Below are 23,774 nucleotides of genomic sequence, written 5' to 3' on the forward strand. Positions count from 1 at the left end.
ACTCCTCGAAGATCACCTCGTCCATGCGCGAGCCGGTGTCGACGAGCGCGGTGGCCAGGATGGTCAGCGAGCCGCCGACCACGACCGCCGCCCAGATCTCGCCGATGGCGCGCTGGCATTCCATGTCGTAGCCGGGGGGCTTCGGCGGGCTGTAGATGCCGGTCCTTTCCGGGCCGTCCGCGCAGGCGCGCTGGAGGTCCTGCTGGAACACCGCGTCGACGCGGGCCTTGGGGCTGTCGGTTCCGATTCCGGTGACGCCGGGGACGCCGTTGCGGAAGCCGTCTTCGCCGAGGGTGTCGCGGTAGTTCTGGTAGCCGAAGTCGTGGCGGTTGCAGGCGCTCTTGAAGTGCATGCCGAACTGGCCCAGCGAGTCGCCGATCACGTTGCAGCCGTTGGCCTCCCAGCGGAACTTGTACGGGTCGGGCTCCCCCTTCTGGTGGCTGTGCGCCAAGCGCACCCACGTGCTGGTGGTCTTCTTGTCTCCCTGGTCGAGCTCGGTCAGCTCGTGCAGCCGCTGAAGGGTCTGCGCCACGGGAAGGAGCGATCCGGGAGCGAAGTCCGCCAGCGGGAGCCAGGCGCCCAGCGCACCGCGGCGCGACACCCCGGAGCGGTCGGGCCAGACCCCGTAGATGATTCCGGTCGAGGAGCTGAGGAAGGTGGCGCCGGGGCCGCCGGCCCCTGTCCAGTCGCGGTTGTCGTAGGAGAACTCGGCCACGTCACCGCGCCCCGGAGTGGTCGCCAGCAGTGTCTTGCCGCCGCTGTAGAGGTGCTGCGCGGCGTCTCCCGCGTGCCGCCACCCGTACTTGGGCGTCCATTCCTCGACCTCGGTCCGGTCGGTATTCAGCCGGTACAGGGCGTTGTTCGTGACGGCGAACTCGGCCCCCGGGCCACCGATCCGCTGCCAGGTACCGTCCGCGTACCAGCTGACGTCCCCGCTGCCGCGGGCCGTCGCGAAGACTCCCGCTCCGCCGCCGTAGAGGTGCTCGAAGCTGCCCTCGATCGTCACCCACCCGGTTTCTTGCGTCCACTTGTGGACCGAGCCCAGGTCGGGTGACAGCCCGTACAGGGCGTCGCTGGTGACGGCGAACTCGGCCCCGGGGCCGCCGATGGGCTGCCACTGCCCGTCCTTGTACCGGGCGATGTCGCCCTGGCCGGGCAGGACAGCGAACAATCCGAGCCCTCCGCCGTAAATGCGCTGGGCGCCGTCGCTCTTGACCGGCACCCAGGAGTCCTGGCCGGTCGCCCGGTAGACCGCGGAGCCGTCCTCGGCCAGCGCGTACACGTCGTCGACGGTCGCGACCATGGATCCCACGTGGGAGGCGGATGTCTCCTGGGCAGGGCTCTCGCTCTGCGAGGGGGCCGCGTTCGCGGCGACGCCGATGGCGATGACACCGACGACGAGGAAGCAGAGCAGGCGAATGACGCCGTGGATGCGCTGCCCCCAGCTCGTATTCACAGGCCGTCGAGGGGTCTGTCGGTCATGTGTGGCTTTCACGGTGGTCCCTTCGCCGTGGTGGATTCCGCTGTCCTGGTCGGCGGAAGCGGTGGAACACCACGCTGGAACCTGATCTGATTATCCGTTGGACCGTGAACACGTCAGCGCAGGTCAGAGCAGCCGCGAAGACCGGACATCCGCGAACTTGCGCGAACGTCCGCGAACACAGGGGTCGCTGAAGGGGGAGAAGTGAACCGACCAGGACGCCTGCCCGGGCCGTTGAAGGGCCGCACAGCCGAAGCCAACGCACTCGCACAGTTCCTGCGGGACCTGACGTCCGAGTACACGGTCAGCCGGCTGGAGGAGCGCTACGGCCTGAGCCGGAGTGTGTGGAGCGAGTACCGCTCAGGCCAGAAGATCATTCCGTTCGCTCGGCTCAACCAGATCATCGAGGACCGCTTCGCCCGCGACCCGCGCACCAGGGGACCCAAGCTCCAGGAAGCACGCCGGCTGCACACCGCCGCGACTGCCGCCGCGTCAGCCCCCGGCCAGTTCCCGCCCCGGGACGCGGGCGGCCGTCCGGCAGGAGCGGTCCAGGCCTCCGCATCCTCGGACCCCGCCGTCGATGTTTCCGGTGCTGTTCCGGAGCCGGCCGAACTCCGAGGCGAACCGGCAGGGTTGTCTGCGGACCGGGACGGCCGGCCCGACGCCGACCTCGTGCCCCCCGGCGATGCGCCCGCAGAGCCACCGCAACCCGGCCCACTGCTCTCATCGCCCCGGCCCGCAGGATCCGCCCCGGGCCCGAAGCCGCCGACCGACCGGCTCCGGCGCTGGAGGACGCCCGCACAGTGGGCGGCACTGGCAGCCCTGGCCTCGGTACTCGTCATCGCCAACCAGTCCGACCGATCGACCGGCCAGTCCGACACATCACCACCAGACGTGCCCAAGCCCAGCCGGCCTGCACAATCCGCGGGCCCCGAGCCTCTCTCCAGCAGGACGGCAGAAACCGGCAAGAATCAGCCCAAGCCAGGAACATCACAGGACCCGGCAACGCCCGCCTCCAGAGCACCTGAGTACGTAGTCACCATCGAGAAGCCCGCCGACGGCCCGGTTCCGCGCTGCATCGACGTCTCCGGCCAGGGGCAGCCCGCCCAGGGACACCAGCTGTGGATCGGCATGCGCGTCGACAAGGAGTTCTTCATCCTCAGACCAGTGAGCCAGGACAGCACGGCCGGCGCCGGCCGCTGGAGCGCCAAGTCTGTGACCGTGGGATCCGAAGAGGGAGCCGGCGCCGACTACGCCATCGCGGTCCTGGACGTCACACCCGATCTGTCCACGACTCTGACCGGCATCACGGTTGACGGCCAGCCTGACAGCCTCTGGCGCATCGCGTTCCCCTCCTACCCCGCCGGAACGGTGATCAAGGCGGAGAGACCGCTCCATCGGAACGCTTCCGAGCAGGCCGGCTGCTAGCTTGATCTTTAACGTTCGAGGTCGAACGATGCCTCGTGCTTGATCACTCGGTTCGGTATCCGCCGCGCACGGAAGCGGCCTTCGTCTGGATGATGTGCTCCGACCAAGGAAACACTCACATCCAGCGCGAAGGCCGTGGGGATGAGTCTGCTGCATCGTGATGCCCGGCGGGAGCCGCTGGCGGAACTGTCACGCTTCCGAGGCGAGTTCTACTGCTGTCTCACTGCCCGTTCGGATGCACTGTTCGATCTGGCAGATGCGGTTCTGTGTGGTGACGGGCCGGTGAGATCACTGGCCGAGCTGTCGCTCGTGGGCGAGCACCGCCGCGGTCACGGAGGCCTCTATGCGGCGCTCGCCCGTGGCCGGGTCGAGGCGGATCGGATGCGGCGGGCTCTGGCCGCGGTGCCGCTTCCTCGGGCTGTCGACAGCCGGCTGGTCCTGGCCGTCGATGTCACCTGCTGGCTGCGGCCCGACGCGCACACCTCGCCCGAGCGGATCCTGTGCCACACCTATGGCCGGGGCAAGGACCAGCACATCCCCGTCCCCGGCTGGCCGTATTCGATCGTCTGCGCGTTGGAGCCGGGCCGCAGCTCGTGGACCGCGCCGCTGGACGCGCTTCGCCTGGTGCCCGGGGACGACACCGCCACGGTCACCGCCCGGCAGCTGCGTGAACTCATCGAGCGGCTGATCACCGCAGGTCAGTGGCAGGTCGGCGAACCGGACGTCCTGGTCATCGCGGACGCGGGATACGACGCACCCCGCCTGGCCCACCTCCTGCGGGACCTTCCGGTCCAGGTCCTGGCGCGGATGCGATCGGACCGCGTCCTGCGCCGGCCCGCACCCCAGAGGCAGCCCCACACCATGGGCCGTCCGCCCCGGCACGGCGGCGAGTTCGTCTTCGGGCAGCCCGACACCTGGAACACCCCGGACACCGAAACCATCACCTGCACCCGCCTCTACGGCACCGCCCGAGCACGCTCATGGGACCGACTCCACCCCAAACTCACCCACCGCTCCTCCTGGGCCGCAGCCGATGGCACCCTCCCGCTCGTCGAGGGGACGGTGATCCGCCTGGACATCGACCACCTGCCCAGCGGAGCCACACCGAAGCCGGTCTGGCTGTGGTGGTCCGGCACCGACGCAGACCCCGCCGGCGTCGACCGCCTCTGGCAGGCCTACCTGCGACGCTTCGACATCGAGCACACCTTCCGCCTCTTCAAACAGACCCTCGGCTGGACCTGCCCGAAGATCCGCACCCCGGAGGCGGCGGACCGCTGGACCTGGCTGATCCTGGCGGCCTACACCCAACTCCGCCTCGCCCGACCGCTGGCGGCAGATCTCCGTCGGCCGTGGGAGAAACCGGCACCCGTCGAACGCCTCACGCCCGCCCGCGTCCGCCGGGACTTCCGGCACATCCGCCCGAAGACCACCTGCCCGGCCGACGCACCGAAACCTTCCCGCCCTGGCCCCGGCAGGCCACCAGGCCTCAAGAACACCCGGCCCACCCCACGACACGACGTGCACACAGTCCGCAAAACCGACACCACGAAACCGAAAGCGAAGAAGTCCACGACCTCTCGCCCACGCCGCACAGGTTAAAGATCAAGCTAGCCGTCCAGCTGCAAGACGTCGAAGACAACGAAGTAGGCCGGCCACCGGACGGCCAGCCCGGCAGCACCGCGGGCGCGGCGGCCCGTCGCTGCAAGGCCGTAAACGACAACCGGCCTTCCTCGGCGTCCCAGACGACCAGCGTCTGTACCACCACCGCGCCGCCCGGGCCGGCCGGGGTGAACAGCAGGGCCCGGTGCCCGTCCAGCTTCTGCTCGTACGCCACCCCGGCCCGCACGGCAGCCGGGCCGGGCACCGACTCGGCGGCCTGCGCCAGCATGGGCTCCACTGGGGGCCTGAGCATCATCCCGGGGGCCTCCCTTCGGTCACCTTTCGTATTCCAGGGGTCGGACAGGCCGGCTCGGGGCAGCCCGGCCAAGGGCCCTGGCATCATCCATCCGACGGGAGCCACGGACCCGTCGTAGGCGCTCTCGGGCCCCGCTGTCCCGTGCCACTGGATCTTGACCGTTTGCCATCGGAGTTTGACCGTTCCGTCACAGGTAGTCGCCACACGGAACCCTGCTGCTCTCCCGCCCATATCTTCACTCACGTACCACGCGTACCGCGGGGCAACAACCGACGACCGAAACCCGCGGACGAGACAACTCAGGGGGACGACAGCATGCGTCACAGCAACGGCATTCGCAGGGCGGCTCTGGCGACGACGGCGGTCACGGCCGTCGCGGCGGCGGTGACCGGCATCCTGCCCGGCACCGCCATGGCGGCGAGCGCCACCACCTCCACCCCGCCGCCCGCCTGCCCGGCCTCCGCCCTCCAGGTCAGCGCCTGGCAGGCCGCCCACCCGCCCGTCGGGACCGGGACCGGGGCGGCGGTCGTGCAGTTCACCAACGTCTCCCAGAAGACGTGCGTCCTGAAGGGCTATCCGACGGTCACGGGCGCCGACAGCACCCCGCTCAAGGTCACCCCCACCGGCAAGGCCGCCGCCGTGACGGTCCGGCCGCAGGGCAAGGCATGGGTGAAGCTGACCTTCGTCCAGGTCCAGGGGGAGGGCGACGGCTACTGCGTCTCGGGCAATACCCCGGCGGCGTATCCGACGATGGTCATCGGGCTGCCGAACTCCGGGAAGCACCAGGTCGCCCTGAAGGACGGGTGGTGGGCCCAGTGCGACAACAAGGTGACCGCCACCCCGGTCTCGGCGGTCGAGCCTTCCTGACCCCCGTCCTCACAAATCGAGCAGCCTGCATGCCGATCGCAAGGCTCTGACCCACACGTCTACGAGGAACTGCACACAAGTCCAGGTCAGCGACCCAGCGTGCCTTCGGTGCGCTGGGTCGCTGACCTGCGGTGATCAAACTCCGATGACGCAAACTCGCGTCCGCCAAAGTCCTATGGCAAACAGTCAACTCGCCCCCAAATTCGAACATGCGATCTAATGAGATGGGCATCCTCCGCACCAGCCCCGGGAGCTCCCGTGACCACCCCCGCACCCGCACCCTCCCGCCCCAGACTCGCGAGCTCGGCACCCAGCCAGGCCGTCCCCTGCGCCCGCTGTCATCGAACCTGCGCGCGATACGGGGCCCCGGCCAACTCCCTTCTGCGAGACCTGCCGCGAGGAGCGACGGGCGCAGTACGGAACCTGAGATGGACCAGCACTCCCCCGGTGCCGCCTCCCGACTGGAGCAGCTACGCTTCCTCGAACGCGTCCAGCTCCAGGACCTGCGGCGTACCCGGGACTGGATAGCCACCGAGGAGCAGCTGGCCGCCGCGCAGGCCGACCGGTGGCCCGCGCCGCCGCCCCCGCAGTGGCTGATCGAGCACGGCATCGGCACCGGCGGGTGCTGGGAGCCCGCAGCCGCTGCGAACCCGCCACCGCCGACACCGTGCGGCGGGCGCTCGCCGAAGGCGTCCCCGCCTGCCCTCAGTGCCTCCCGGACACCGCACTGGGCATGCTCGAATGACCCGCAGCCCGCAGGGTGGAGACATGAGCCCCGACCTGCGCGTGATCGTCTACCCGCCGGATACCGAGGGCGGACGCCGCGTCCGCGTGGACGGAGAGATCCTCGGCCGCGCCACCGGCCCGAACGACATCTTCGAGTTCCTGCGGCGGGCCGGCCTCGACCCCGACGACATCAACCTGGACGACCAACTGCTGATCGAGTGGCGCGGCGGCGGGCCGGCCGTCTGGACCCCGCCCACCAGCGACGGGTAAACGAACCGGCCAGCCTCGCCCACCGGCCAGGAGGACGCGCACCCCTCCGGGCACCTGATCGAATCCGCAGGTCAGGCGGTCGGAGATCCCTTTTAGTCGTGAGCTTGGTATTCGTGGTCGTCCCTGTGCCAGTCCAGGAACAGCACCAGGTTCCCGTATGCGCCACCGCCTGGCCCGGTGGCTGATCACCGGAGTACGCCACCTGCCGTCGCGGTCCACGCCCTGAGGGCGGCGCGCACCGGTGGGGCCGAGGCCGCCGTCCCGACCGCCCGGAGGGCGCCGCAGGCGGCTGCCACAGCGTGGCGAGAGCGACGTAATCGGTGGTGTCCGGCAGCTTGGCGTAGAGCTCGTTGACGAAGGAGTTCAGCGTGAGCACCGCCCCGTCGGCGGTGGTGAGGCCGCCCCCCGCCGCCCCGCGCGCGTGAGGTCGGCCGGGAAGATCGCGCACCGGCCTGGTGGTCGCGCAAGGAGAAACGGGATCGAGGGAGGACCATGCCCGGGTGCGGTCAGTGGCGGGTGGCCGGGGCAGGGCTGAAGCTGGAGGTGGCGGCCGGGCGCCGAGAGAAGCCGGCGAACTTGCCTTGGGGCCCCTGCGCAGGCGTCGGGGGTACGGTCTGGTGATTTGAAGCCCGGGATCGGGGAACTGGATGTGGTGCCCTGGCCCACCAGGGGGCCCGGGCGCGCGGATGCCCGGCTTTCTCACCGGAAGAAGGACCATGATGGCGCACGAAAAGGACGACGGGCGCACCGGCGGCGACGGCGTCGCACGCCGTCGGCCGCTGAGCGAGCGGCACGTCGAGGAGACCGTCGAGGTCGCGGTGCCGGTCCGTACGGCCTACAACCAGTGGACGCAATTCAAGACGTTCCCGCGTTTCTCGGCCGTGGTGCGCGATGTCGAGCAGGTCAGGCCCACCGTCACCGCCTGGACCATCGGCTACGGCCCGGTGCGCCACCGTTTCGCGGTCGAGATCGTGGAACAGGACCCCGACGCCTACCTGGCCTGGCGGGGCCTGGAGCAGCATCCCACCCATGAGGGCGAGGTCGAGTTCCGGCCCACGGAGTCCGGGGGCACCGCGGTCACCGTCCGGATGCTCCTGCGGCCGCGCGGCGCCCTGAAGGTCCTCGCCCGCTCCCCCAGGGTCACGGCGCTGGCCGCTCGGCTGGTGCGCGGAGAAATCGTCAGCTTCAAGGACTTCATCGAAGGGCTCGGCCAGGAGGGCGGCGCCTGGCGCGGCACCATCCGCAACGGCCGTGTCCAGCACGACACCCCGGAACCGCCAAGGAGCCGTGTCGCCCAGTGGCCCGTCGGCTGACCTGCCCGCCCGACACGGCAAGAGAAAGGCCAAGCGATGCAGAACCCGCCCGGTGAGGAGCCGGAGACCTCCCTCTCCGTGACACCGCCGAAGAAGTGGGCGGCCGGGGTCCCCGCCGTCGTTCACGCATTGGAGTACTCCCTGGAGCAGACCTCCCCGCGCAAGACCGGGGTCGACCTGCTCACCATGAATCAGGTGGGCGGGATCGACTGCCCCGGCTGCGCCTGGGCGGACCCCGCCCCGGGCCGGCGCCATCGCAACGAGTACTGCGAGAACGGTGCAAAGCACATCAACGACGAGGCCACCACGCGCCGGATCACCGCAGACTTCTTCCGCGAGCACAGCGTGTCCGACCTGGCCGCCCGTTCCGACATGTGGCTCAACCAGCAGGGCCGGCTCACCGAGCCGATGATCAAACGGCCCGGATCGGACCACTACGAGCCCATCGGCTGGAACGCCGCCCTGGGAGTCCTGGCGCAGGAACTCAAGGGGCTGGACTCGCCCGACGAGGCGGTCTTCTACACCTCCGGCCGGGCCAGCAACGAAGCCGCCTTCGTCTTCCAGCTGTTCGCCCGCGCCCTGGGCACCAACAACCTGCCAGACTGCAGCAACATGTGCCACGAGTCCAGCGGCTTCGCCCTGAACGAGACCCTCGGCGTCGGCAAGGGCACCGTGAGCCTGGACGACCTCCACCACGCAGACCTGATCTTCCTGGTGGGGCAGAACCCCGGCAGCAACCACCCGCGCCAGCTCTCCGCCCTGGAAGAGGCCAAGCGCAACGGCGGCCGCATCGTGGCGGTCAACCCGCTGCCGGAGGCGGGGCTGCGGCGCTTCAAGAACCCGCAGAAGCCGAGCGGGATCGTGGGGCGGGGCACCCAGATCGCCGACCGCTTCCTGCACATCAAGCCCGGCGGGGACCTCGCCCTGTTCCAGGCACTGAACCGGCTACTGCTGGAGGCGGAGGACGCGCGCCCCGGCACCGTCCTGGACCACGACTTCATCGACGCTCACACCTCCGGATTCAAGGAGTTCGCCCGGCACGCCCGCACCGTCGACTGGGACGACGTGCGCGCGGCGACAGGACTGACCCGCCAGGAGATCGAGAAGGTCCGCGATGAGGTCCTCGCCTGCGAACGCGTCGTCGTGTGCTGGGCAATGGGCATCACCCAGCACAAGCACGGCGTGCCCACCGTCCGGGAGATCGTGAACTTCCTGATGCTGCGCGGCAACCTGGGACGTGCCGGCACGGGCGTCTGCCCGGTGCGCGGCCACAGCAACGTCCAGGGCGACCGCACCATGGGCATCTGGGAGCAGATGCCGGACAGTTTCCTGGACGCCCTGCAAGAGGAGTTCGGCTTCGACCCGCCCCGCCCCCGCGGCCTGGACTCGGTGAACGCGATCAAGGCGATGCTGGAGGGCCGCGTCAAGGTCTTCCTCGCCCTGGCCGGGAACTTCGTGCGCGCAGCGCCCGACAGTGAGGTCACCGAGAGGGCGATGCGTACGTGCCGGCTGACCGCCCACATCTCCACCAAGCTCAACCGCTCGCACACCGTCTGCGGCGACACCGCCCTGATCCTTCCGACGCTGGGGCGCACCGAGCGCGACGTCCAGGCCGACGGCCAGCAGTTCGTCACCGTCGAGAACTCCATGAGCGAGGTGCACACTTCCCGGGGACGGATCGAACCGGCCTCGCGCATGCTGCTCAGCGAAGTCGCCATCCTGTGCCGGCTCGCCCGGCTCAGCGTCGACGGCACGGGGGACATCCCCTGGGCAAAGTTCGAGGGCGACTACAACGCCATCCGCGACAGCATCTCTCGGATCGTGCCGGGCTTCCACGACTTCAACGCCCGGGTGGCCCGCCCGGGAGGCTTCCAGCTGCCGAACCCGGTCAACGAGGGCGTGTTCCGGACCGAGACCGGAAAAGCCCGCTTCACCTGCAACGAGCCGGTGGTCCCCCTGGCTCCCGAGGGACACCTGCTGCTGCAGACCCTACGCTCGCACGACCAGTGGAACACCGTCCCGTACTCCAATAACGACCGCTACCGCGGCATCCACGGCAGCCGCCACGTCGTCCTGGTCAACCCGGCCGACCTGTCCGCGCTCGGTCTCGCCCAGGGCGACCGGGTGGACCTGGTGAGCGTCTGGAAGGACGGCACCGAGCGCCGGGCCGAGAACTTCGAGGTCGTGTCCTATCCCGCGGCCAAGGGGTCGGCGGCTGCCTACTACCCGGAGACGAACGTCCTCGTGCCGCTCGACAGCGTCGCCGACCTGAGCAACCAGCCCACCTCCAAAGGCATCATCGTCCGCCTGGAACCCACAGGCGACCGGTGCAAGCCGGCACCCGTCTGACCAAGACCGGGCCCGAGGCCGGGGCCGGGAACATCGCGCCCCGGCGGGTCCCCCGCACGGGTGGAGATGCCGCGCAGGCCGGCCGCGAGCCGGGCGGCGACATGAAGGTGATCTCGCCGGCACTCGTACTGCTCATGGCCGGGCCTCACATGGTGGTCGGCAGTGGGCTGCTGCCCAGGATGCTGTGTCGGGGCGCGACGTACTCGGCGTCGGCCATGGAACCCACACGTTCCGAAGGTGATCTGCTGCTGTTCCGCAAGGGCCCGGCAGAGGTCCGGCGCGGGGACGTGGTCCTGGTGACAACGGGCCCCATGGACGGTGGTGCGGACCCCCGGCGTCCAGTGGTCGAGCGGGCCGTGGCCGTGGGTGGCGACACGCCGCGGGTACGCGAGGCGACAACCGGGACGGTCGTCGTGACGCAGCAGGGAACCTGCTCGCCTCCACCGATCGACGACCGCCCCGGCCCCGTCTCCGCCTTCGCGGCGCGGGCCACGGTTGTAACAGGGGAGGGTGACGGCGGCCCCGGCCGCCCGCGAAGGCAGCGCGCGACCCGGCGGACCCGTCGCGACGACCTGGGACGCGCACCGTCAGGTCCCAAGATCTACTTTCGCCACACGGCCTAGGCGAACCGCTTGCGGGGCTGGAGAGCGAGCATCGGTCCGAGGTGGTCAATGATGCGGCCCTCTGCCGACTTGGACACCGAGAACAGCGGGGCGAGCTGTCGCAACGTGAGGTTCGTTCGCCAGTACGCCGCGACGAGAGGGGCACCGTCCTCCAGTGGAAGGCTCCATGGTCGGCCCTTGCGGACCGTGTCCGCACCCTGGCGCCGCAGAACCGTCACCGGTTTCCCGAAGGCGCGAGGGCTCAGCCCGGAGAACGGGGCTATCCACGACGGCTCCGACGCCTTGATCACACCAGCAACGCCAAGATCATCCCATGGGTGACCAGGTGGTCATGAGACGTGGAGCTACAGCTCGATCCGCCCCGTCAACCACCATTCGAGGTACGTGGCCAGGCTGGGCGCCACCCAGGTACGGCTGTCGTCCTCGTGATTCCAGACGAAGACGTCGGGCCGGTCGATCCTGGCCAGGAGTGCGAACAAGTCCCCGTTACCCGCGTCGGCGAAGAACAGCAGCGGATCGAACGGCATGTACAAGGCGGCGAGCTCGGCATCCGCGCGAAGGGTCCGGTTCTCGGAGGCGATGCGCTCGGCAGACCAGATGAGCCCGTCGCCGTACTCGCCCTCGATGCCGTTGCTCTCCCGGAGGAGGGCGGCGAGGTCCGCAGGCAGTGGATGGCCGAGGACCGTAGCACAGAGAGCCAGCGACTCCTCCGATGCGGGGGGCTGAAAGAGAGCCGTCCCGGGCAGGGCCGTTACAGCTTCGGTCCACACGTGGAATCGACCTCCATGAGCCTGGCCACCGGTCGCGCCGGACTGCGGCCCGTCGCCACCGACAGGGGCCCACGGCTCGGCCAGAGGCGCGACTGATCATCAGCCGAACAGTACGGCCCTGGCCGAGTCAGCCACTCACTGCCCCGAGGCGATGCGGGACAGCCCTTAGGCGTCGAGTGCGGGGGCACGTCGGACCAGGCTGAGACCGAGCAGGCCGACGCCGACGGCCATCACCAGGAGGCCGGGAGGGAACACGGCGGTGGGCAGGACACCTCGCAGGGCCACCGGGACGGCGCCGAGGACGTAGGCTGCGATCGCCGGGCGGGAGAACCCGCCGGACTTCCACATGGCCGCCCCGAGGGTGGTCGCGCCGACCAGGAAAAGTATCGACGAGACGGTGAAGACGGTGCCGGTCAGGCCGTTCAGAAGCTTGCTGATTTGCGGCTTCGCCAGCTCGGGGAAGACGAGGTTGAGAATGAACTCCACGCCCAGCAGGCCGGCCATCCCCAGCGAGTTCAGGGCGTAGCCGACCGTCCCGAGGCTGCCGGTGCGGCGCCGGTCGGCGAGGAACAGCCCGGTGACCAGGAACAGTCCGAGGGCCTCCGCCAGAGGCGCGAGGGCGTGGGTGACGGCCAGGTCGTCGGGGATCAGGGAGCCACGCCGAGCGGCGTTGAGCAGAAGGATGGCTGCGCATCCCAGGCCGGCCCAACCAGCAAGTTTGTAAAGGGACTTCGATGACATGGTGTCTCCAGATGCGGTGGACAATGAATGAGAAGGGGTCGTGGCTGGGCCCGCCGGGAGGGGGTCACGAGCGGCTGGTCGGCCTCGTCCAGGCCTCCAGTTCGGCGAACGCCGCGACAAAGGACGGCAGCATCGGCCTGTACGCCTCCTTGTCGATCGCGACCAGTCCGTCGGTGTGGGCCCCCCCGGGGACGTGCACGTAGCGGTGCTGCGAGGCGCGCCCGGCGTCGGTGACCATCCGGTCGTACACGTCACCGAAGGTGGCCGGCGGGGTCAGCGCGTCGAGCGTGCCCTGGATGCTGATCAGCGGGCGCTGGATCCTCCCAGTCAGCGAGATCCGCTCGACCGCCCGGTGCACCGACTCCGGTCGCGCGGCGAAGTCGTAGTCCGTGTCGCAGCCGGGGCCGGTCCCCTCCGGACAGAACGGGGTACCCCCTTGCCGGGCCCCGTCGTAGCCGGGGTCGACCTCCTCGCGGACGACACGCTGCAGGAGGTCCCACTGGTTGTGGTAGTGGTAGCCCCACTGCTTCTCGGAACCCTTCGGATAGCCTGCGGCGATGATCTCGTCGTGCGCCGCCGGGTCGCCCTTGGCGAAGCGGGGGAAGGCGCGCAGTGCCGACGGGAGCGTGGTGAGCAGGCTGCCCTCCCTGGTGAAGGTGAGGGCGTTCCAGTCGATGCCGCCCGTGTAGAGATCGGGGTAGTGCTCCAGCTGCCAGCGGACGAGGTAGCCGCCCGCGGACAGCCCGGCGGCGTACGTGACACGCGGTGGGTGCCCGTAGTGCCGGTCGGCGGCCTTCTTGGCCGCCACGGTGAGCTGCGCCACCCGGCGATGCCATTCCATGATGGCGTCGCCGGGGCGGTGGCCGTCCTTGTAGAGCTGGTCGCCGGTGTTGCCCTTGTCGGTCGCGGCGTAGGCGTAGCCCTTGGCGAGCACCTGGTCGCTGATGATCGGGTCGTTGGCGTACTGCTCACGGGTTCCGGGCGGGCCGGCAACGACGAGCCCGCCGTTCCAGTTCTTGGGCAGCCGGATGACGAACTGGCTGTCGTGGTTCCAGCCGTGGTTGGTGTTGGTGGTCGAGGTGTCGGGGAAGTATCCGTCGATCTGGACCCCGGGGACCCCGGACGGCGTGAGGGTGTTCTCCGCCACCAGGCCCTTCCAGTCCTCCTTGTCCGTGTGCCCTGTTCCGATGGTTCCCGTGGTTGTCAGATCGGTCAGGCAGCTGGAGACCGAGTATTCGGCTCCCGGGACCCGAACGCCGGAGCAGCGATCCTCCCGGGTGCTGTCCGCCGGAACGGTCAGGGCGGTCATAAGCAGCAACGGGGCGATGGCGAGATGGCGTAGCACGCGCCCTCTTCTCGATGGGAAGTGTGACGCCTTGAAGCTAGAAGCCGCTGGTCATCACCGGTAAGTGAGAGATGACCCGCTCGGCTGTGGCCAGAGGTCACATGACCTCCGGCCACACTGTGCGCCCGTTTCCGGAGCGGGTATGGATGCGCGACATGGGCCGCGTACGCTGCGGGGAAGAGACCCCCCTGGGCTTTCATGAGCCGTTGAGGAGGTCCGATGTCGCGGCCCGTGCCCTGGATACCCGCCGTCCTGTACGGCGCCGTGCTGCTCGGGGGTGTCTACTACGCCTTGATCGGTCCGGGCCCAAGGGCCCACCGCCGGGTACGCGGGCCTGCTCGGCGCCTTGATCGCCCTGGACGGGCCGGAACGGTGGGGGCGGATCGCGCCGGGCGCGTTGTTCGTACTCGGGGCTCTACTGCTCTGCGCGGTCGCGGCCGTCGACGAATCCGGACTGTCGCGTGTGCTGTTCGTCCTCGTGCCGTTCCTGGCGTTCTTCGCGTACGGATCCACCGTCGCCATCGGACTCGGTGTCGGCTGCGTGGCGGAGCTGGCGGGCGCGTTCACCCTGTGGGTTCCGCACTGGCAGGTGCGGGCCGAGTACATCTCGGACCTGCTGATGTTCGCCCTGGGGGTGGTCCTGGCCCTCGCGATGGCCGCGGTGGCCGTGCGCGAGCGGCAGGCCCTCACCCGGCTGGAGGGCACCCTCGCCCAGGTCGCCGAGCTGTCCGCGGCGCGCGAACGCAACCGGCTGGCCCGCGAGATCCACGACAGCCTCGGCCACCATCTGTCCGCGATCGGGATCCAGTTGGAGAAGGCCGAGGCGTTCGCCTCCCTCGATCCGCGCGGTTCGGCGCAGGCGGTGTCGCATGCCCGCTGGTCGGCGAACCGGACTCTGGACGAGGTACGGGCATCCGTGCGCACCCTGGGGCCTGGGTCGGAGTCCGAACCGGCCGGTCTCTCCTGGGCGCTCGCCGACCTCGTCCATCACCTGGGCGGTGGGAGCCGCCGCATCTCCCTCGCGATGTCGGGCGTCGAGCGCAGGCCGCTACTGGTGCTGTACCGGGCCGCGCAGGAGGGACTGACCAACGCCTGCCGGCACTCCGGTGCCACCGAGATCGGGGTGGAGGTCGCCTACGACGAGCGCGGAGCCCGCCTCAAGGTGGCCGACAACGGCACGGGGTTCGATACGGCCGACGAGGGGTTCGGACTGACCGGACTACGCGAACGGGTCCGCCTTGCGGAGGGGAGCATGGCCATCGACAGCTCGGCCCACGGCACGGTTCTCACGGTCGGTGTCCCGTGGTGACCGGGGACGCGGGCGCGGACACCCGTGTCTTCGTCGTCGACGACCAGGCCCTCGTGAGGGAGGGCATCGCGGCACTCCTCGGCATCCAGCCGGGCATCGAGGTGGCGGGCAGCGCGCGCGACGGCGCCGAGGCGGCCGAGGCGGCCCCCGCCTGCCGCCCCGGCGTGGTGCTGATGGACGTCCGGATGCCCGGGATCGACGGCGTGGCCGCCATGGCGCTGCTCCGCCGCAGTCTGCCCGCATGCAAGATCGTGATGCTGACGACGTTCAATGACGACGAGTACGTCACCCGGGTCCTGAAGGCCGGCGCAGTGGGTTATCTCCTCAAGAACCTGCCCGCCGCCGAGCCGGCGCGGGCGGTACGTCTCGCCCACGCGGGGGTGGCCCAGTTCGACCAGACGGTCGTCGCCAACCTGGCGGCCGGGCTCCCGACCCCGGAGCTGCTCACGCCCCGGGAGACGGAAGTCCTCCGTCTCATCTCGGCAGGTGCCACGAACAAGGAGATCGCATCCCGCCTCTACCTCAGCGAGGGCACCGTCGAGAACCACATCTCCCGCGTCCTGAGCCGGCTGGGTCTGCGCGACCCTACCCAGGCCGCCCTCTACGCCAGGGACAACGGACTGGTCTGACGCCCCGTCGAGGATGCGGATGGGCGTCCTCGGCCGGGACGGGGTCCACCTCCCTCATCAGCCCGCGGTGCTCCAGCTCGACGCGCAGCCCCGGCGCGAGCGCGAGCGCCCGTGTCGGAACCGGTGCAGCCCGGACTCCCGCCGCTCGTGCCGGCCGGCACGAATCCGGGCCTGGGCCGCGCGGCGCCGTGCGCCCCGCAGCAGGGCCGGTTCCTCCCGCCGGGCCTCCTGGGCACCACCGCATCTCGGCGTCCTGGTGGCCGCGTACGAGGGCGTCGAGGCGTTCCAGCGCGGTCTGGAGCAAAGCGGAAGACCCCGAGGCCTTCTTCGGGCGGCAGTGGGGGGCTGGAGCCCGTACCGGCTCCGGGGCCCGAACCGGAGCCGATCTCCGCGCCGGGACCCGCAGCGCGGCCGCAGGCGGGCCTGCACCCCCGGGCGGTCGAACTGCTCGCCGGGCTGCGGCAGCACGACCAGCGGCTGCTGCTGGGCGAGCGGACGTACGGTGGCTCGCGCCCGAGGTCTCGACCTGGCTGGAGCGGGGGGGCCGACCCCGAAGCGGTGGGGCAGGTCCTGGCCGGGAACCTGCCGGAGCATGCGCACCCCGGCCTCCCTGCTCGCGTACCGGCTCGCCACGCTCCGCCCGCCGGATCTGCCCCCGGCCCCACCGCGGCCAAGCCGTTCAGGCGGCCGGATCCGCTCCAGAACTGCGACGGCTGCGGCCGCGCCTCCGTGCCCCGAGCCGGGCCGCTGCCGCGACCGCCCGCCCCCGGAGGCGCGCGCGGCCGATGAACGGCCCCTTCCGGGGTCGAAACCGCGCCGGAACGGCGAAATGGCCGCATCAGGTCTCCCCCATGAGCGCCGCGCGCGCCTGCTGAGGTTGATCGTGATGTTGTGCTGCTGATCAGGCGGGTCTGATGGTCAGGCCGGTCTCGGCGAGGCAGCCGTCAATGGGGTGGCTGCGGTACTGGATGTGCCGTAGGCCGCGTCGGATGCGCTGGACGAGGTGTTCGGGGGTGCTGAAGGCGACGTTGGAGAGCCAGCCCCGTCGCAGAAGGGACCAGATCCCTTCGACGGGGTTGAGGTCGGGTGCGTAAGGCGGTAGGTGGTGGATGGTCAGCCAGTCCTGGGCTGCGGCCCATTCCCTCAGGTCGGCGGCTTTGCGGACGTCGAGGTGGTCCCGGATGATCACGATCGGGCCGCCGAGCTGCTGATGTGCGGCGATCAACAAGTCCCGGTAGTCGCGCCAGGAGAAGCTCATGCGCCCGTCGCGCCGGCCGTCGTCCCGGCGGGGCCGGTAGATCAGCCGGGACCGTCGACCGGGCTTGTAGCAGGTCAACGCGGCAATGGACACCCGTCTGCGCGACCGGCCCCGCACCCGCACCACCGGGGTCCGGCCGCGCTGCGACCAGGTCCTCGCCTGCGGCGGCGTCATGGAGAAACCGGCTTCATCCTCGAAGACGAGCCAGGCTCCACGGGCCGCCGCGAGTCTTCCGCGCCGGGCCACACCTCCCTGACCCAGCCGGCCACCGCCTCGTCGTCCCGCTCCATCGCGCGGCGGGCCGATACCTGGCAGGACCAGCCGTTGCATACCGGCAGCTTCCGAACGCCCTGGATCGAGTAGGTCAGGTGGAAGCGCCGGCCGATCACGTCTTGACCCGCGCCAGCGTCCACCGCTGGTCCTCCCAGCCATGCGCGGCCGGACCCTTGACCAGCTCCGCCTCCAACTGCGCGAACCGCTTCTCGCTCAGCCTCGGAAGCGACGCCGGCCCTTGCGACTCCAGAGCCCGCGGACCGCCCTCGTTCCACGTCTGCCGCCACCGCGCACTGACCGGACGCTGACCCGCAGGTCCTTGGCGATCACCGTGCTCGCTCACCACAGGGCGAAACGCTCCGCCGCCTGGAGTCGTAACCCCTCGCGGAACTGATGCCGTTCGACGGTCAGCCCGCCCCCTTGTGGATACCGCATGACCCGGTGATACCGCAGCGGACGACCAGCCGTCAGCCCCTGCGACACCACGAGTTCAGCCTCAGTAACCGTAGGGTGAGGTCAGTCGACGTTCACCCAGTACGGGTCCTCTACCGGCCAGGCAAGGATCCTGTCATCGACATAGAAGTTGCCGAGTTTTGTGCCAGCCGAACGGTTTTCGCCGTTTGCGATATTGCGCACCGAAAAGTCCCAATCGGTCGACGATGCACCCTCATAGGTGGAACTGAAGGGGTACTCATCGCAATCATCGACCGAGGTGTCGTACGGCGGAAGGCCAGTCGCGGCGTTGTAGTCGGGGCCCCACGGGTTGACCCCGCCCGTCTGCCCGCATGCCGCCTTCTTCACCGCCTCGTTCGCCAGTGCGATCGCTCCGCCCTGGCCCCGGCTTGCCACGCGGTGCAGCGACGCGCCCCGAGCCCCGGCGGTCGACGACCACTTGCCGGGAACCTTCTTGGGGTGGCCCTCCTTGGGGTAGGTGACGCTGTCGGTGGCCGGGGCGTTCTGTGCGTCGCGGATGTGCCGGCGAATGTTGGGGTGATTGTCGTCGTAGGTGAGAAAGGGCAGTGCCCCGGTGTAGACGCAAGCGCGCGGGTAGCGCTTGACGCCTTGGGAAAAATAGTCGGCCGAGTCGCAGCGAATACCGATAGGCGAGCTCTTGCCGCGCTGGATCTGTTCGTATCCGGGGCTCGCGCCGTTCTCGTCGAAGCGCCACTGATGGAAGGCGACTTGGTCCACGCCCTCGCTGCTGGTGGAGGAGACGTCCCAGTAGACCCAGTCAGGGAAGTTGCTCCACTGGGCCCATTCCATCTTCGCCGGAGACCGCCCGACACCGCACGTGGCAGTGGTGGGCTGATCGGCTCCCGGCACGCATTCTGGGGAGATTTCCAGCTTCAGGTTCGGGGCGACAGTCCGCTTCTCGATGAGGTTCCACCCGTCGTAGCGGACCTGCCCGGTTTTGGCGCGGAGGAATACCCGGGTGGCACGGGTGTCGTTGTAGCCAATGGCGGCGGCCAGCAACCTGATCGTATTGGTGCCCTTCAGGACGGACTTGCCATTCTCGATCTTGTAGTACGCGGCCTTCAATTCGAAGTCGCTGCACCACTTGAACCGGTTGTAGACACGGCCGCTGGGGTCTTGCGCTTCAGAGGAACCCAGGCAGTCGTTCAGCCACTCGGTGCCTGCGGGATTGTCGGGGGATATCGGCATCTCCGCCGTCCCCTTGCCGTTGCTGCTGGGCTGAGCAGCGTCGCCGAGCGTGGCCGTGTACTCGATGCCCGGGGCCGACGCGGCGGGCTTAGGGCTTGCGGCGGCGGCCGGTGAGTTACCCAGGGCGAGAAGGGCTGCGGTGAGGGCGAGCGAGGTTATCGGCGCCATGCCGCGCCTGACGTGTTTCACAAGATGGTCCCTTCCATCCGTGGCCCTTTGGCGGGCACACCGAAGGTATGGAACCGGTCAACTCCCTTTCATGCCAACCGAGAACGCGACAGTTCTTGATTTCTTTTGGCCAGTTGCGGTCTAGACCTGCCGCTCCCGGTGGCGCTAATTTCACTCACATTCACCTCACAGACCACGCACAACAGGGGGAAACAGCGATGCGCCGCACCACAGGAACCCGCCTGGGCGGAGGGCTCGGAGCACTCATAGCCACGGCGACGGCCGCCGTGGGCCTGGCCGCCACCCCGGCCGCCGCCACCCCGGCCGCGCCCGCCGCCTCCGGGCAGACGGTCCAGGCCGGTCAGGCCTGTACCGCAGCCGATCTCGGCAAGCGCCACCCGATCATCAAGAGCACGGAGGTCACCCCGACGATCACCCACTTCAAGGGCTGGTACGTCACCCAGGGCTCGACCGGCTACCAGAACGTCACCACAAGCACCCAGACCACCATCTCGGTCTCCGTCGGCCTCAACGGCGAGATCAAGGGCGATTTCGCCGTCGAAGCCCTCGGCACCGTCGGCGCGATGCTGGGCCTGAACGTGCAGGTGAACTACTCCTCCACCAGCAGCGAGTCGACGTCGGTCAGCTGGAACTTCAACGACCCCGGCTACTACGGCGTCTACAAGGGCACGAAGAAGGTAACCGGCACCTACGGAAGCCTCAACTGCAACCGCGTCCAACAGAGCGACGGCAGCTGGGCGCTGAAGTGGATCGAGGGACCCGACAGCGGCAGCTACACCACCTACACCACCCTCGAAGAGGGCGCGGTGCGCTGCGAGGACAAGGTGCCCGCCAACAGCATCATGCGCAAGGCGCAGGGTCTCCTGGACTGCGAGACCCCGCCCCGGGCCGGACACGCGCCAGGGCCGGTGGCCTCCACCGAGGCCACCACGGACAGGAGCGCTGCAGCGAAGAGCACAGCGGGCAAGGCGGCCACCGCGCGGACCAATGCGCCCGCCACGCGGGCCGCTCTGAACTGCCAGCCTGACGTCTACAGGATCCACGTCCCCGGCAAGCCCCTGAACTGGAGCGCGCCGCTCCTGGCCAACGACGGCATCCGGCTGCGCGAATCCAACTGGACCAGTGCCCACCTGGACAACTGGCGGCTGTGCAACGTGACGGAGCACAACGGGGTCATCGAGGCGTCCCTGTGGAACTGGGGCAATGGCGGGTGCGCGACCATCCCGGCCAACATCGCCAACCAGGAGCAGGCCTACCTCACAACGGCCACCTGCGGCGAGGACGACCTCCAGCGGTTCTACATCTATCGCGACGTACCCGGCAGCTCGAAGATCGGCCTGCAGAACAAGTACACCGGCTCGATGCTGGGCCATGACCGGTACGCGGACGGGGAGTTGATCCGCCAGTACTCCAGCGGCAGGCAGGACGGCACGGGTACGTACGACCTGGTGAAGGTCTGACCCTTCCCCGTCTGACGCGGTCCCCTCCGGCCCAGGTCGCCCCACTTCCATCTCGTGTGAACCGAGGCCGGGCGACCTGGGCCTACTCCACGGACATGCCGTAGGCGCCTGAGCGGCTCTGAGTTCCCGGCGGGCGCCGAGCGCGCCCGCACCCACCTCTTTCGCCAGAGAGACCTCTACTTGAGACCTTCAAGATCATCCTCATTCGGTGCGCGTGCACTCAGCAGGCTGGCCGCCGCCGCGACCATCGTGACGACGTCCCTGGCCCTGCTCACCGCAACGCCCGCACACGCCGACACGCCGACCATTCCGAACCTGACCGACGGCCGTGGGCTCACCCAGGTCGGCAAGGCCGAAGGCACCCCCACCAACTTCGTCATCACCGTGACGACCCCCGCAGTCGCCGGGCAACACAAGATCCGGATCATCGTCCCGGACGACTACTACACCGACCCCGGCAAGCGCTACCCGGTGTTCTACTTCCTGCACGGCGCCGGCGACGGACCCGGCAACCCCTACATGGCCTACCCCGCCCTGCTCGCCACCCAAAAGATGATCACCGTCCTCCCGGACGGCGGCGCCCGTGGCTGGTACACCGACTGGGTCCGCCAGGACACCGCGGCAGGCGCCCAGAAGTGGGAGACCTTCCACATCAACCAGGTGATCCCGTTCATCGACGACAACCTCCGCACGATCAACACCAAGAACGGCCGGGCCATCGGCGGCCTGTCCATGGGCGGCTTCGGCGCCCTGAGTTACGCCGAGGACCACCCCGACCTGTTCAGCCAGACCGTGTCCCTGTCGGGCGCGATCGACTTCAATCTGTACTGGGTCCGTACGGCGATCCGCGGCATGCTGTCCAACAGTGGGTTCACCATGTCGGGAACCTCCGGCTCCGGCGACACCGCCGCCGGGAGCGGCTTTGGCGCTGCCGTTCCGACCGACTCGGTTTTCGGTCCGCTCGACGAGGGCGGTGACATGTCCCAGGCCCTCTCCCACGGACCGGTCGCCAAGGCCGCCAGGCTCAAGGACGTCGGCGTCACCCTGTACACCGGCGCCGGCGACGGCAACCTGATCAACTTGATGTTTGACCAGGACGCGTTCAAAGAAGCCGTCACCCTGGGGGCCCAGAACAACATGAAGGCGACGCTCGACAAGCTCCAATACCCCAGCGGGGCGGTCAATTACGGCAACGGCAGCGGCTGGGGCCCCAACTGCCAGGGCAAGCACACCCACGGCTGCTGGGCACAGGACCTGGTCGACTACATCCCACGCCTGGAGCAGGCCCTCACGCACGCGGCCTGACGCACCACCTCGCGCTCGCCCCAACCATGACGGCCCGACCTGATCCGCGAACCCGCCGCGGCCCGCCCACCGGCTCGTGCCGGCGCGCGGGCCGCACTCATGTCCACTGTAGGAAGGGTCACCACGCCGCGACATGTGGTCGAAGCCGCGGCTGTCCATGACAGGGCGGGACGTGCGGTTGTCCCGCATGCGGTGGTCGGTGGCCACCAGGAGTGGCCAGGTCGACCTCGCAGTTCGCCCTGTCACCGGGATGGGATACTGAACCGCGCGCGTCCGGGATCTGAGTAGTTGGGCGGCTGTGGGCCGCCCGCGGCTCGCCAAAAACGGCCTCCCTCACCCGCCTGAACGCCGCGGCCGCCACGAGACTGGGCGTCAACCCAGGCGCATACACCCACTTGCTCGGCTTGACCCCGGAACACCTCGACGGCGACCGCTACCGCATACCCGCCTCCACCAGCGTCCGCATCTGGGAACTCATGACCCTCCAGGTTCCCTGGCCGAGCGTCTTCTGCGCACCACTCGCACTGATCGACCCACTCGGACTTCCCCGAAATCTCTCCTGTGAGGCAAAGGGGGAAATTCAGCATTGATCGACTCACGCTCACGAGATGGACACCCTGGGTAGTCACGGTGGCACATTCCGCCCTGGCCGGAGCGGTCGCCGGGCCCTCGCCCGGTGGATGACCGGCGTTGCCTGCAGGGCATCCTGTTCGTGCTCTACACCGGCAGCCCGCGCCGCGCGCGTCGGGCGTCCCCGACCGGGCCTCAGCGCAGCGGCAGGCTCTCGATGGTGAAGGCCGGGCTGGTCAACGGTTCGCCGTAGAGGTAGGTGTCCATCTGGGAGTTGGTCACCAGCAGCCGGCCCCCGCTCACGGCGACGCCGGTGGTGGTGTCGGCGCCTGGGAAGGTGCGTGCGGAGACGACGACTGCCCGGGTGCTCCCGGCGGACAGTCGCAGTTCGGTGACCTCGTTGTTCACCGAACGCGCGACGTACAGGGTGTTTCCTTGCCGGACGATGCCGTCGGCGCTGGGCAGCGGCGGTGCGTCGATCCTGCGGACACCGCCGGTGGTGAGGTCGAGCCGGTAGAGGGCGCCGCTGTACCAGTAGCCGATGATCAGCGACGTGCCGTCGGGGGCGGTGGTGATGCCGTTGCCATTGGACTGGCCGGCCACGTAGTCCGGCAGGTGGTAGGCCACCCGCAGGGTCCGGTGGGCGCCGGTGGCGGGGCCGTCCACCTCGGCGGCCGGAATCCGGTAGACCACGGCGCGCAGCGAGTCGGTGATGTAGACGTCCCCGTTGGGAGCCACGGCCGCGTCGTTGACGAGGGTCTGTGCGCCGGCATCAGGGACGGTGTAGGCCGCGACGAGCCTCCCGGAAGTGCTGTAGACGAAGAAGCGCCCGGTGAACGCGCCGGCGACCAGCAGGCGGTTGCCGGTGATCTTGATCCCGGTGGCCTGGGTGCGGCCGTCCTGGCCGGCCGGCAGGAAGGGTTCGAGCGTGGTCGCCCCGGGGCGTCCCCGGTAGACGGTGCCGTCGCCGATGCTGCCGGCGTAGACGAAGTGGCGGTCGGCCGCCACGCTTTCGGGGAACGCGCGGCTGCCGTCGAGGGTGATCGCCTGGTCGCCGTTCCCGCCCTGGGAGGTGTGGGCGGGGGCGGGGCCACCGGGGGTGGCGGCGGTCGCGGGAAGCGTGAACGCGGTCAGGGCCGCGGAGGTGGCGGTAAGGGTGACGAGGGCGCGCCGCCCCAGGACGCGGACGGTCGTACGGGCGGACGCGGCGCGGGTGGACGCGGTGTGCGGGGGAACTGTGCGGGAGGACATGGTCGGCAACTCTCCGGGTGATGGCAGGGTCGTACAGGGTC

19 protein-coding genes and 2 pseudogenes are annotated in these 23,774 nt (G+C 69.6%); 12 read left to right on the forward strand and 9 right to left on the reverse strand.

The genetic code is table 11. The features are described from left to right. Positions 1-1,456 (reverse strand): phospholipase A2 (locus tag WDV06_RS15035; protein ID WP_395510240.1); only part of this gene is annotated, 1,456 nt, incomplete at its 3' end. Positions 1,457-1,684: 228 nt separating this feature from the next. Here WDV06_RS15035 and WDV06_RS15040 point away from each other — a divergent pair. From WDV06_RS15040 to WDV06_RS15050, 3 genes are all read left to right on the forward strand, one after another. After that, positions 1,685-2,908, forward strand: a complete 1,224-nt coding sequence (locus WDV06_RS15040) for a hypothetical protein (protein ID WP_395510241.1) — start codon at positions 1,685-1,687, stop codon at positions 2,906-2,908. A 141-nt stretch (positions 2,909-3,049) separates the two neighbouring features. Further along, entirely contained in the window at positions 3,050-4,507 is a 1,458-nt protein-coding gene (locus WDV06_RS15045) for an NF041680 family putative transposase (RefSeq protein ID WP_395510242.1), read from the forward strand. A gap of 631 nt (positions 4,508-5,138) precedes the next feature. Beyond that, positions 5,139-5,690, forward strand: a complete 552-nt coding sequence (locus tag WDV06_RS15050; protein WP_395510243.1) for a DUF4232 domain-containing protein — start codon at positions 5,139-5,141, stop codon at positions 5,688-5,690. A 470-nt stretch (positions 5,691-6,160) separates the two neighbouring features. On the opposite strand, the gene WDV06_RS15055 is transcribed toward WDV06_RS15050, so the two are convergent. Next, entirely contained in the window at positions 6,161-6,295 is a 135-nt protein-coding gene (locus WDV06_RS15055) for a hypothetical protein (RefSeq protein WP_395510244.1), read from the reverse strand. 62 nt (positions 6,296-6,357) lie between these two features. Between WDV06_RS15055 and WDV06_RS15060 the strand changes: the two genes are divergently transcribed. The 5 genes from WDV06_RS15060 (at position 6,358) to WDV06_RS15080 (ending at position 10,971) form a co-directional block, all read left to right on the forward strand. Beyond that, on the forward strand, positions 6,358-6,435 hold the full coding sequence (locus WDV06_RS15060) for a hypothetical protein (protein ID WP_395510298.1): 78 nt from the start codon (positions 6,358-6,360) through the stop codon (positions 6,433-6,435). A 23-nt stretch (positions 6,436-6,458) separates the two neighbouring features. After that, the gene (locus tag WDV06_RS15065; protein WP_395510245.1) at positions 6,459-6,686 is read left to right on the forward strand and encodes a hypothetical protein; all 228 of its coding nucleotides are present in this window, start codon (positions 6,459-6,461) and stop codon (positions 6,684-6,686) included. Between the two features lie 716 nt (positions 6,687-7,402). Next, positions 7,403-7,999 carry an SRPBCC family protein gene (locus tag WDV06_RS15070; RefSeq protein ID WP_395510246.1) on the forward strand — a complete coding sequence of 199 codons (597 nt, stop codon included), beginning with the start codon at positions 7,403-7,405 and terminating at the stop codon, positions 7,997-7,999. Positions 8,000-8,035: 36 nt separating this feature from the next. Next, positions 8,036-10,348, forward strand: coding sequence for an FdhF/YdeP family oxidoreductase (locus WDV06_RS15075; protein ID WP_395510247.1), 2,313 nt, complete (start codon positions 8,036-8,038; stop codon positions 10,346-10,348). A 179-nt stretch (positions 10,349-10,527) separates the two neighbouring features. Continuing rightward, entirely contained in the window at positions 10,528-10,971 is a 444-nt protein-coding gene (locus WDV06_RS15080; RefSeq protein WP_395510299.1) for a S26 family signal peptidase, read from the forward strand. Here WDV06_RS15080 and WDV06_RS15085 read toward each other — a convergent pair. From WDV06_RS15085 to WDV06_RS15100, 4 genes and pseudogenes are all read right to left on the reverse strand, one after another. Next, positions 10,971-11,261: pseudogene (locus WDV06_RS15085) on the reverse strand (helix-turn-helix domain-containing protein); the annotation flags it as partial. The gene WDV06_RS15080 and the pseudogene WDV06_RS15085 sit on opposite strands and share 1 nt — an antisense overlap. 54 nt (positions 11,262-11,315) lie before the next feature. Further along, positions 11,316-11,741 carry an SMI1/KNR4 family protein gene (locus tag WDV06_RS15090; protein WP_395510248.1) on the reverse strand — a complete coding sequence of 142 codons (426 nt, stop codon included), beginning with the start codon at positions 11,739-11,741 and terminating at the stop codon, positions 11,316-11,318. 165 nt (positions 11,742-11,906) lie between these two features. After that, positions 11,907-12,482: a hypothetical protein gene (locus tag WDV06_RS15095; protein ID WP_395510249.1), complete on the reverse strand. Its 576-nt coding sequence runs from the start codon at positions 12,480-12,482 to the stop codon at positions 11,907-11,909. Between the two features lie 64 nt (positions 12,483-12,546). After that, positions 12,547-13,827, reverse strand: a complete 1,281-nt coding sequence (locus WDV06_RS15100) for a tannase/feruloyl esterase family alpha/beta hydrolase (RefSeq protein WP_395510250.1) — start codon at positions 13,825-13,827, stop codon at positions 12,547-12,549. A gap of 346 nt (positions 13,828-14,173) precedes the next feature. Here WDV06_RS15100 and WDV06_RS15105 point away from each other — a divergent pair, with 346 nt between their 5' ends. Together WDV06_RS15105 and WDV06_RS15110 are read left to right on the forward strand one after the other, a co-directional pair. Next, positions 14,174-15,136 carry a sensor histidine kinase gene (locus WDV06_RS15105; RefSeq protein ID WP_395510251.1) on the forward strand — a complete coding sequence of 321 codons (963 nt, stop codon included), beginning with the start codon at positions 14,174-14,176 and terminating at the stop codon, positions 15,134-15,136. Beyond that, positions 15,133-15,765, forward strand: coding sequence for a response regulator transcription factor (locus WDV06_RS15110; protein WP_395510252.1), 633 nt, complete (start codon positions 15,133-15,135; stop codon positions 15,763-15,765). Before WDV06_RS15105 ends, WDV06_RS15110 begins: the two co-directional genes overlap by 4 nt. Positions 15,766-16,666: 901 nt before the next feature. Here the strand turns inward: WDV06_RS15110 and WDV06_RS37330 are convergent. Beyond that, positions 16,667-17,731: pseudogene (locus WDV06_RS37330) on the reverse strand (IS630 family transposase). A gap of 81 nt (positions 17,732-17,812) precedes the next feature. After that, positions 17,813-19,147 carry a NucA/NucB deoxyribonuclease domain-containing protein gene (locus tag WDV06_RS15125; protein WP_395510255.1) on the reverse strand — a complete coding sequence of 445 codons (1,335 nt, stop codon included), beginning with the start codon at positions 19,145-19,147 and terminating at the stop codon, positions 17,813-17,815. A 197-nt stretch (positions 19,148-19,344) separates the two neighbouring features. Between WDV06_RS15125 and WDV06_RS15130 the strand changes: the two genes are divergently transcribed. Beyond that, positions 19,345-20,607: a hypothetical protein gene (locus WDV06_RS15130; RefSeq protein WP_395510256.1), complete on the forward strand. Its 1,263-nt coding sequence runs from the start codon at positions 19,345-19,347 to the stop codon at positions 20,605-20,607. A gap of 249 nt (positions 20,608-20,856) precedes the next feature. After that, positions 20,857-21,912 (forward strand): alpha/beta hydrolase, encoded by a 1,056-nt coding sequence (locus WDV06_RS15135; protein ID WP_395510257.1) that lies wholly within the window; start codon positions 20,857-20,859, stop codon positions 21,910-21,912. 765 nt (positions 21,913-22,677) lie between these two features. Here WDV06_RS15135 and WDV06_RS15140 read toward each other — a convergent pair. Then, on the reverse strand, positions 22,678-23,733 hold the full coding sequence (locus WDV06_RS15140; RefSeq protein ID WP_395510258.1) for an SMP-30/gluconolactonase/LRE family protein: 1,056 nt from the start codon (positions 23,731-23,733) through the stop codon (positions 22,678-22,680). Positions 23,734-23,774 lie beyond the last annotated feature (41 nt).

The organism is Streptomyces racemochromogenes (assembly GCF_044129415.1).
GTDB lineage: Bacteria > Actinomycetota > Actinomycetes > Streptomycetales > Streptomycetaceae > Streptomyces > Streptomyces racemochromogenes_A.

Coding starts and splice junctions, on each gene's coding strand:
- WDV06_RS15045 (WP_395510242.1), top strand. CDS start 3,050: ATGAGTCTGCTGCATCGTGATGCCCGGCGGGAGCCGCTGGCGGAACTG.
- WDV06_RS15050 (WP_395510243.1), top strand. CDS start 5,139: ATGCGTCACAGCAACGGCATTCGCAGGGCGGCTCTGGCGACGACGGCG.
- WDV06_RS15065 (WP_395510245.1), top strand. CDS start 6,459: ATGAGCCCCGACCTGCGCGTGATCGTCTACCCGCCGGATACCGAGGGC.
- WDV06_RS15070 (WP_395510246.1), top strand. CDS start 7,403: ATGATGGCGCACGAAAAGGACGACGGGCGCACCGGCGGCGACGGCGTC.
- WDV06_RS15075 (WP_395510247.1), top strand. CDS start 8,036: ATGCAGAACCCGCCCGGTGAGGAGCCGGAGACCTCCCTCTCCGTGACA.
- WDV06_RS15080 (WP_395510299.1), top strand. CDS start 10,528: ATGCTGTGTCGGGGCGCGACGTACTCGGCGTCGGCCATGGAACCCACA.
- WDV06_RS15095 (WP_395510249.1), bottom strand. CDS start 12,482: ATGTCATCGAAGTCCCTTTACAAACTTGCTGGTTGGGCCGGCCTGGGA.
- WDV06_RS15130 (WP_395510256.1), top strand. CDS start 19,345: ATGCGCCGCACCACAGGAACCCGCCTGGGCGGAGGGCTCGGAGCACTC.
- WDV06_RS15140 (WP_395510258.1), bottom strand. CDS start 23,733: ATGTCCTCCCGCACAGTTCCCCCGCACACCGCGTCCACCCGCGCCGCG.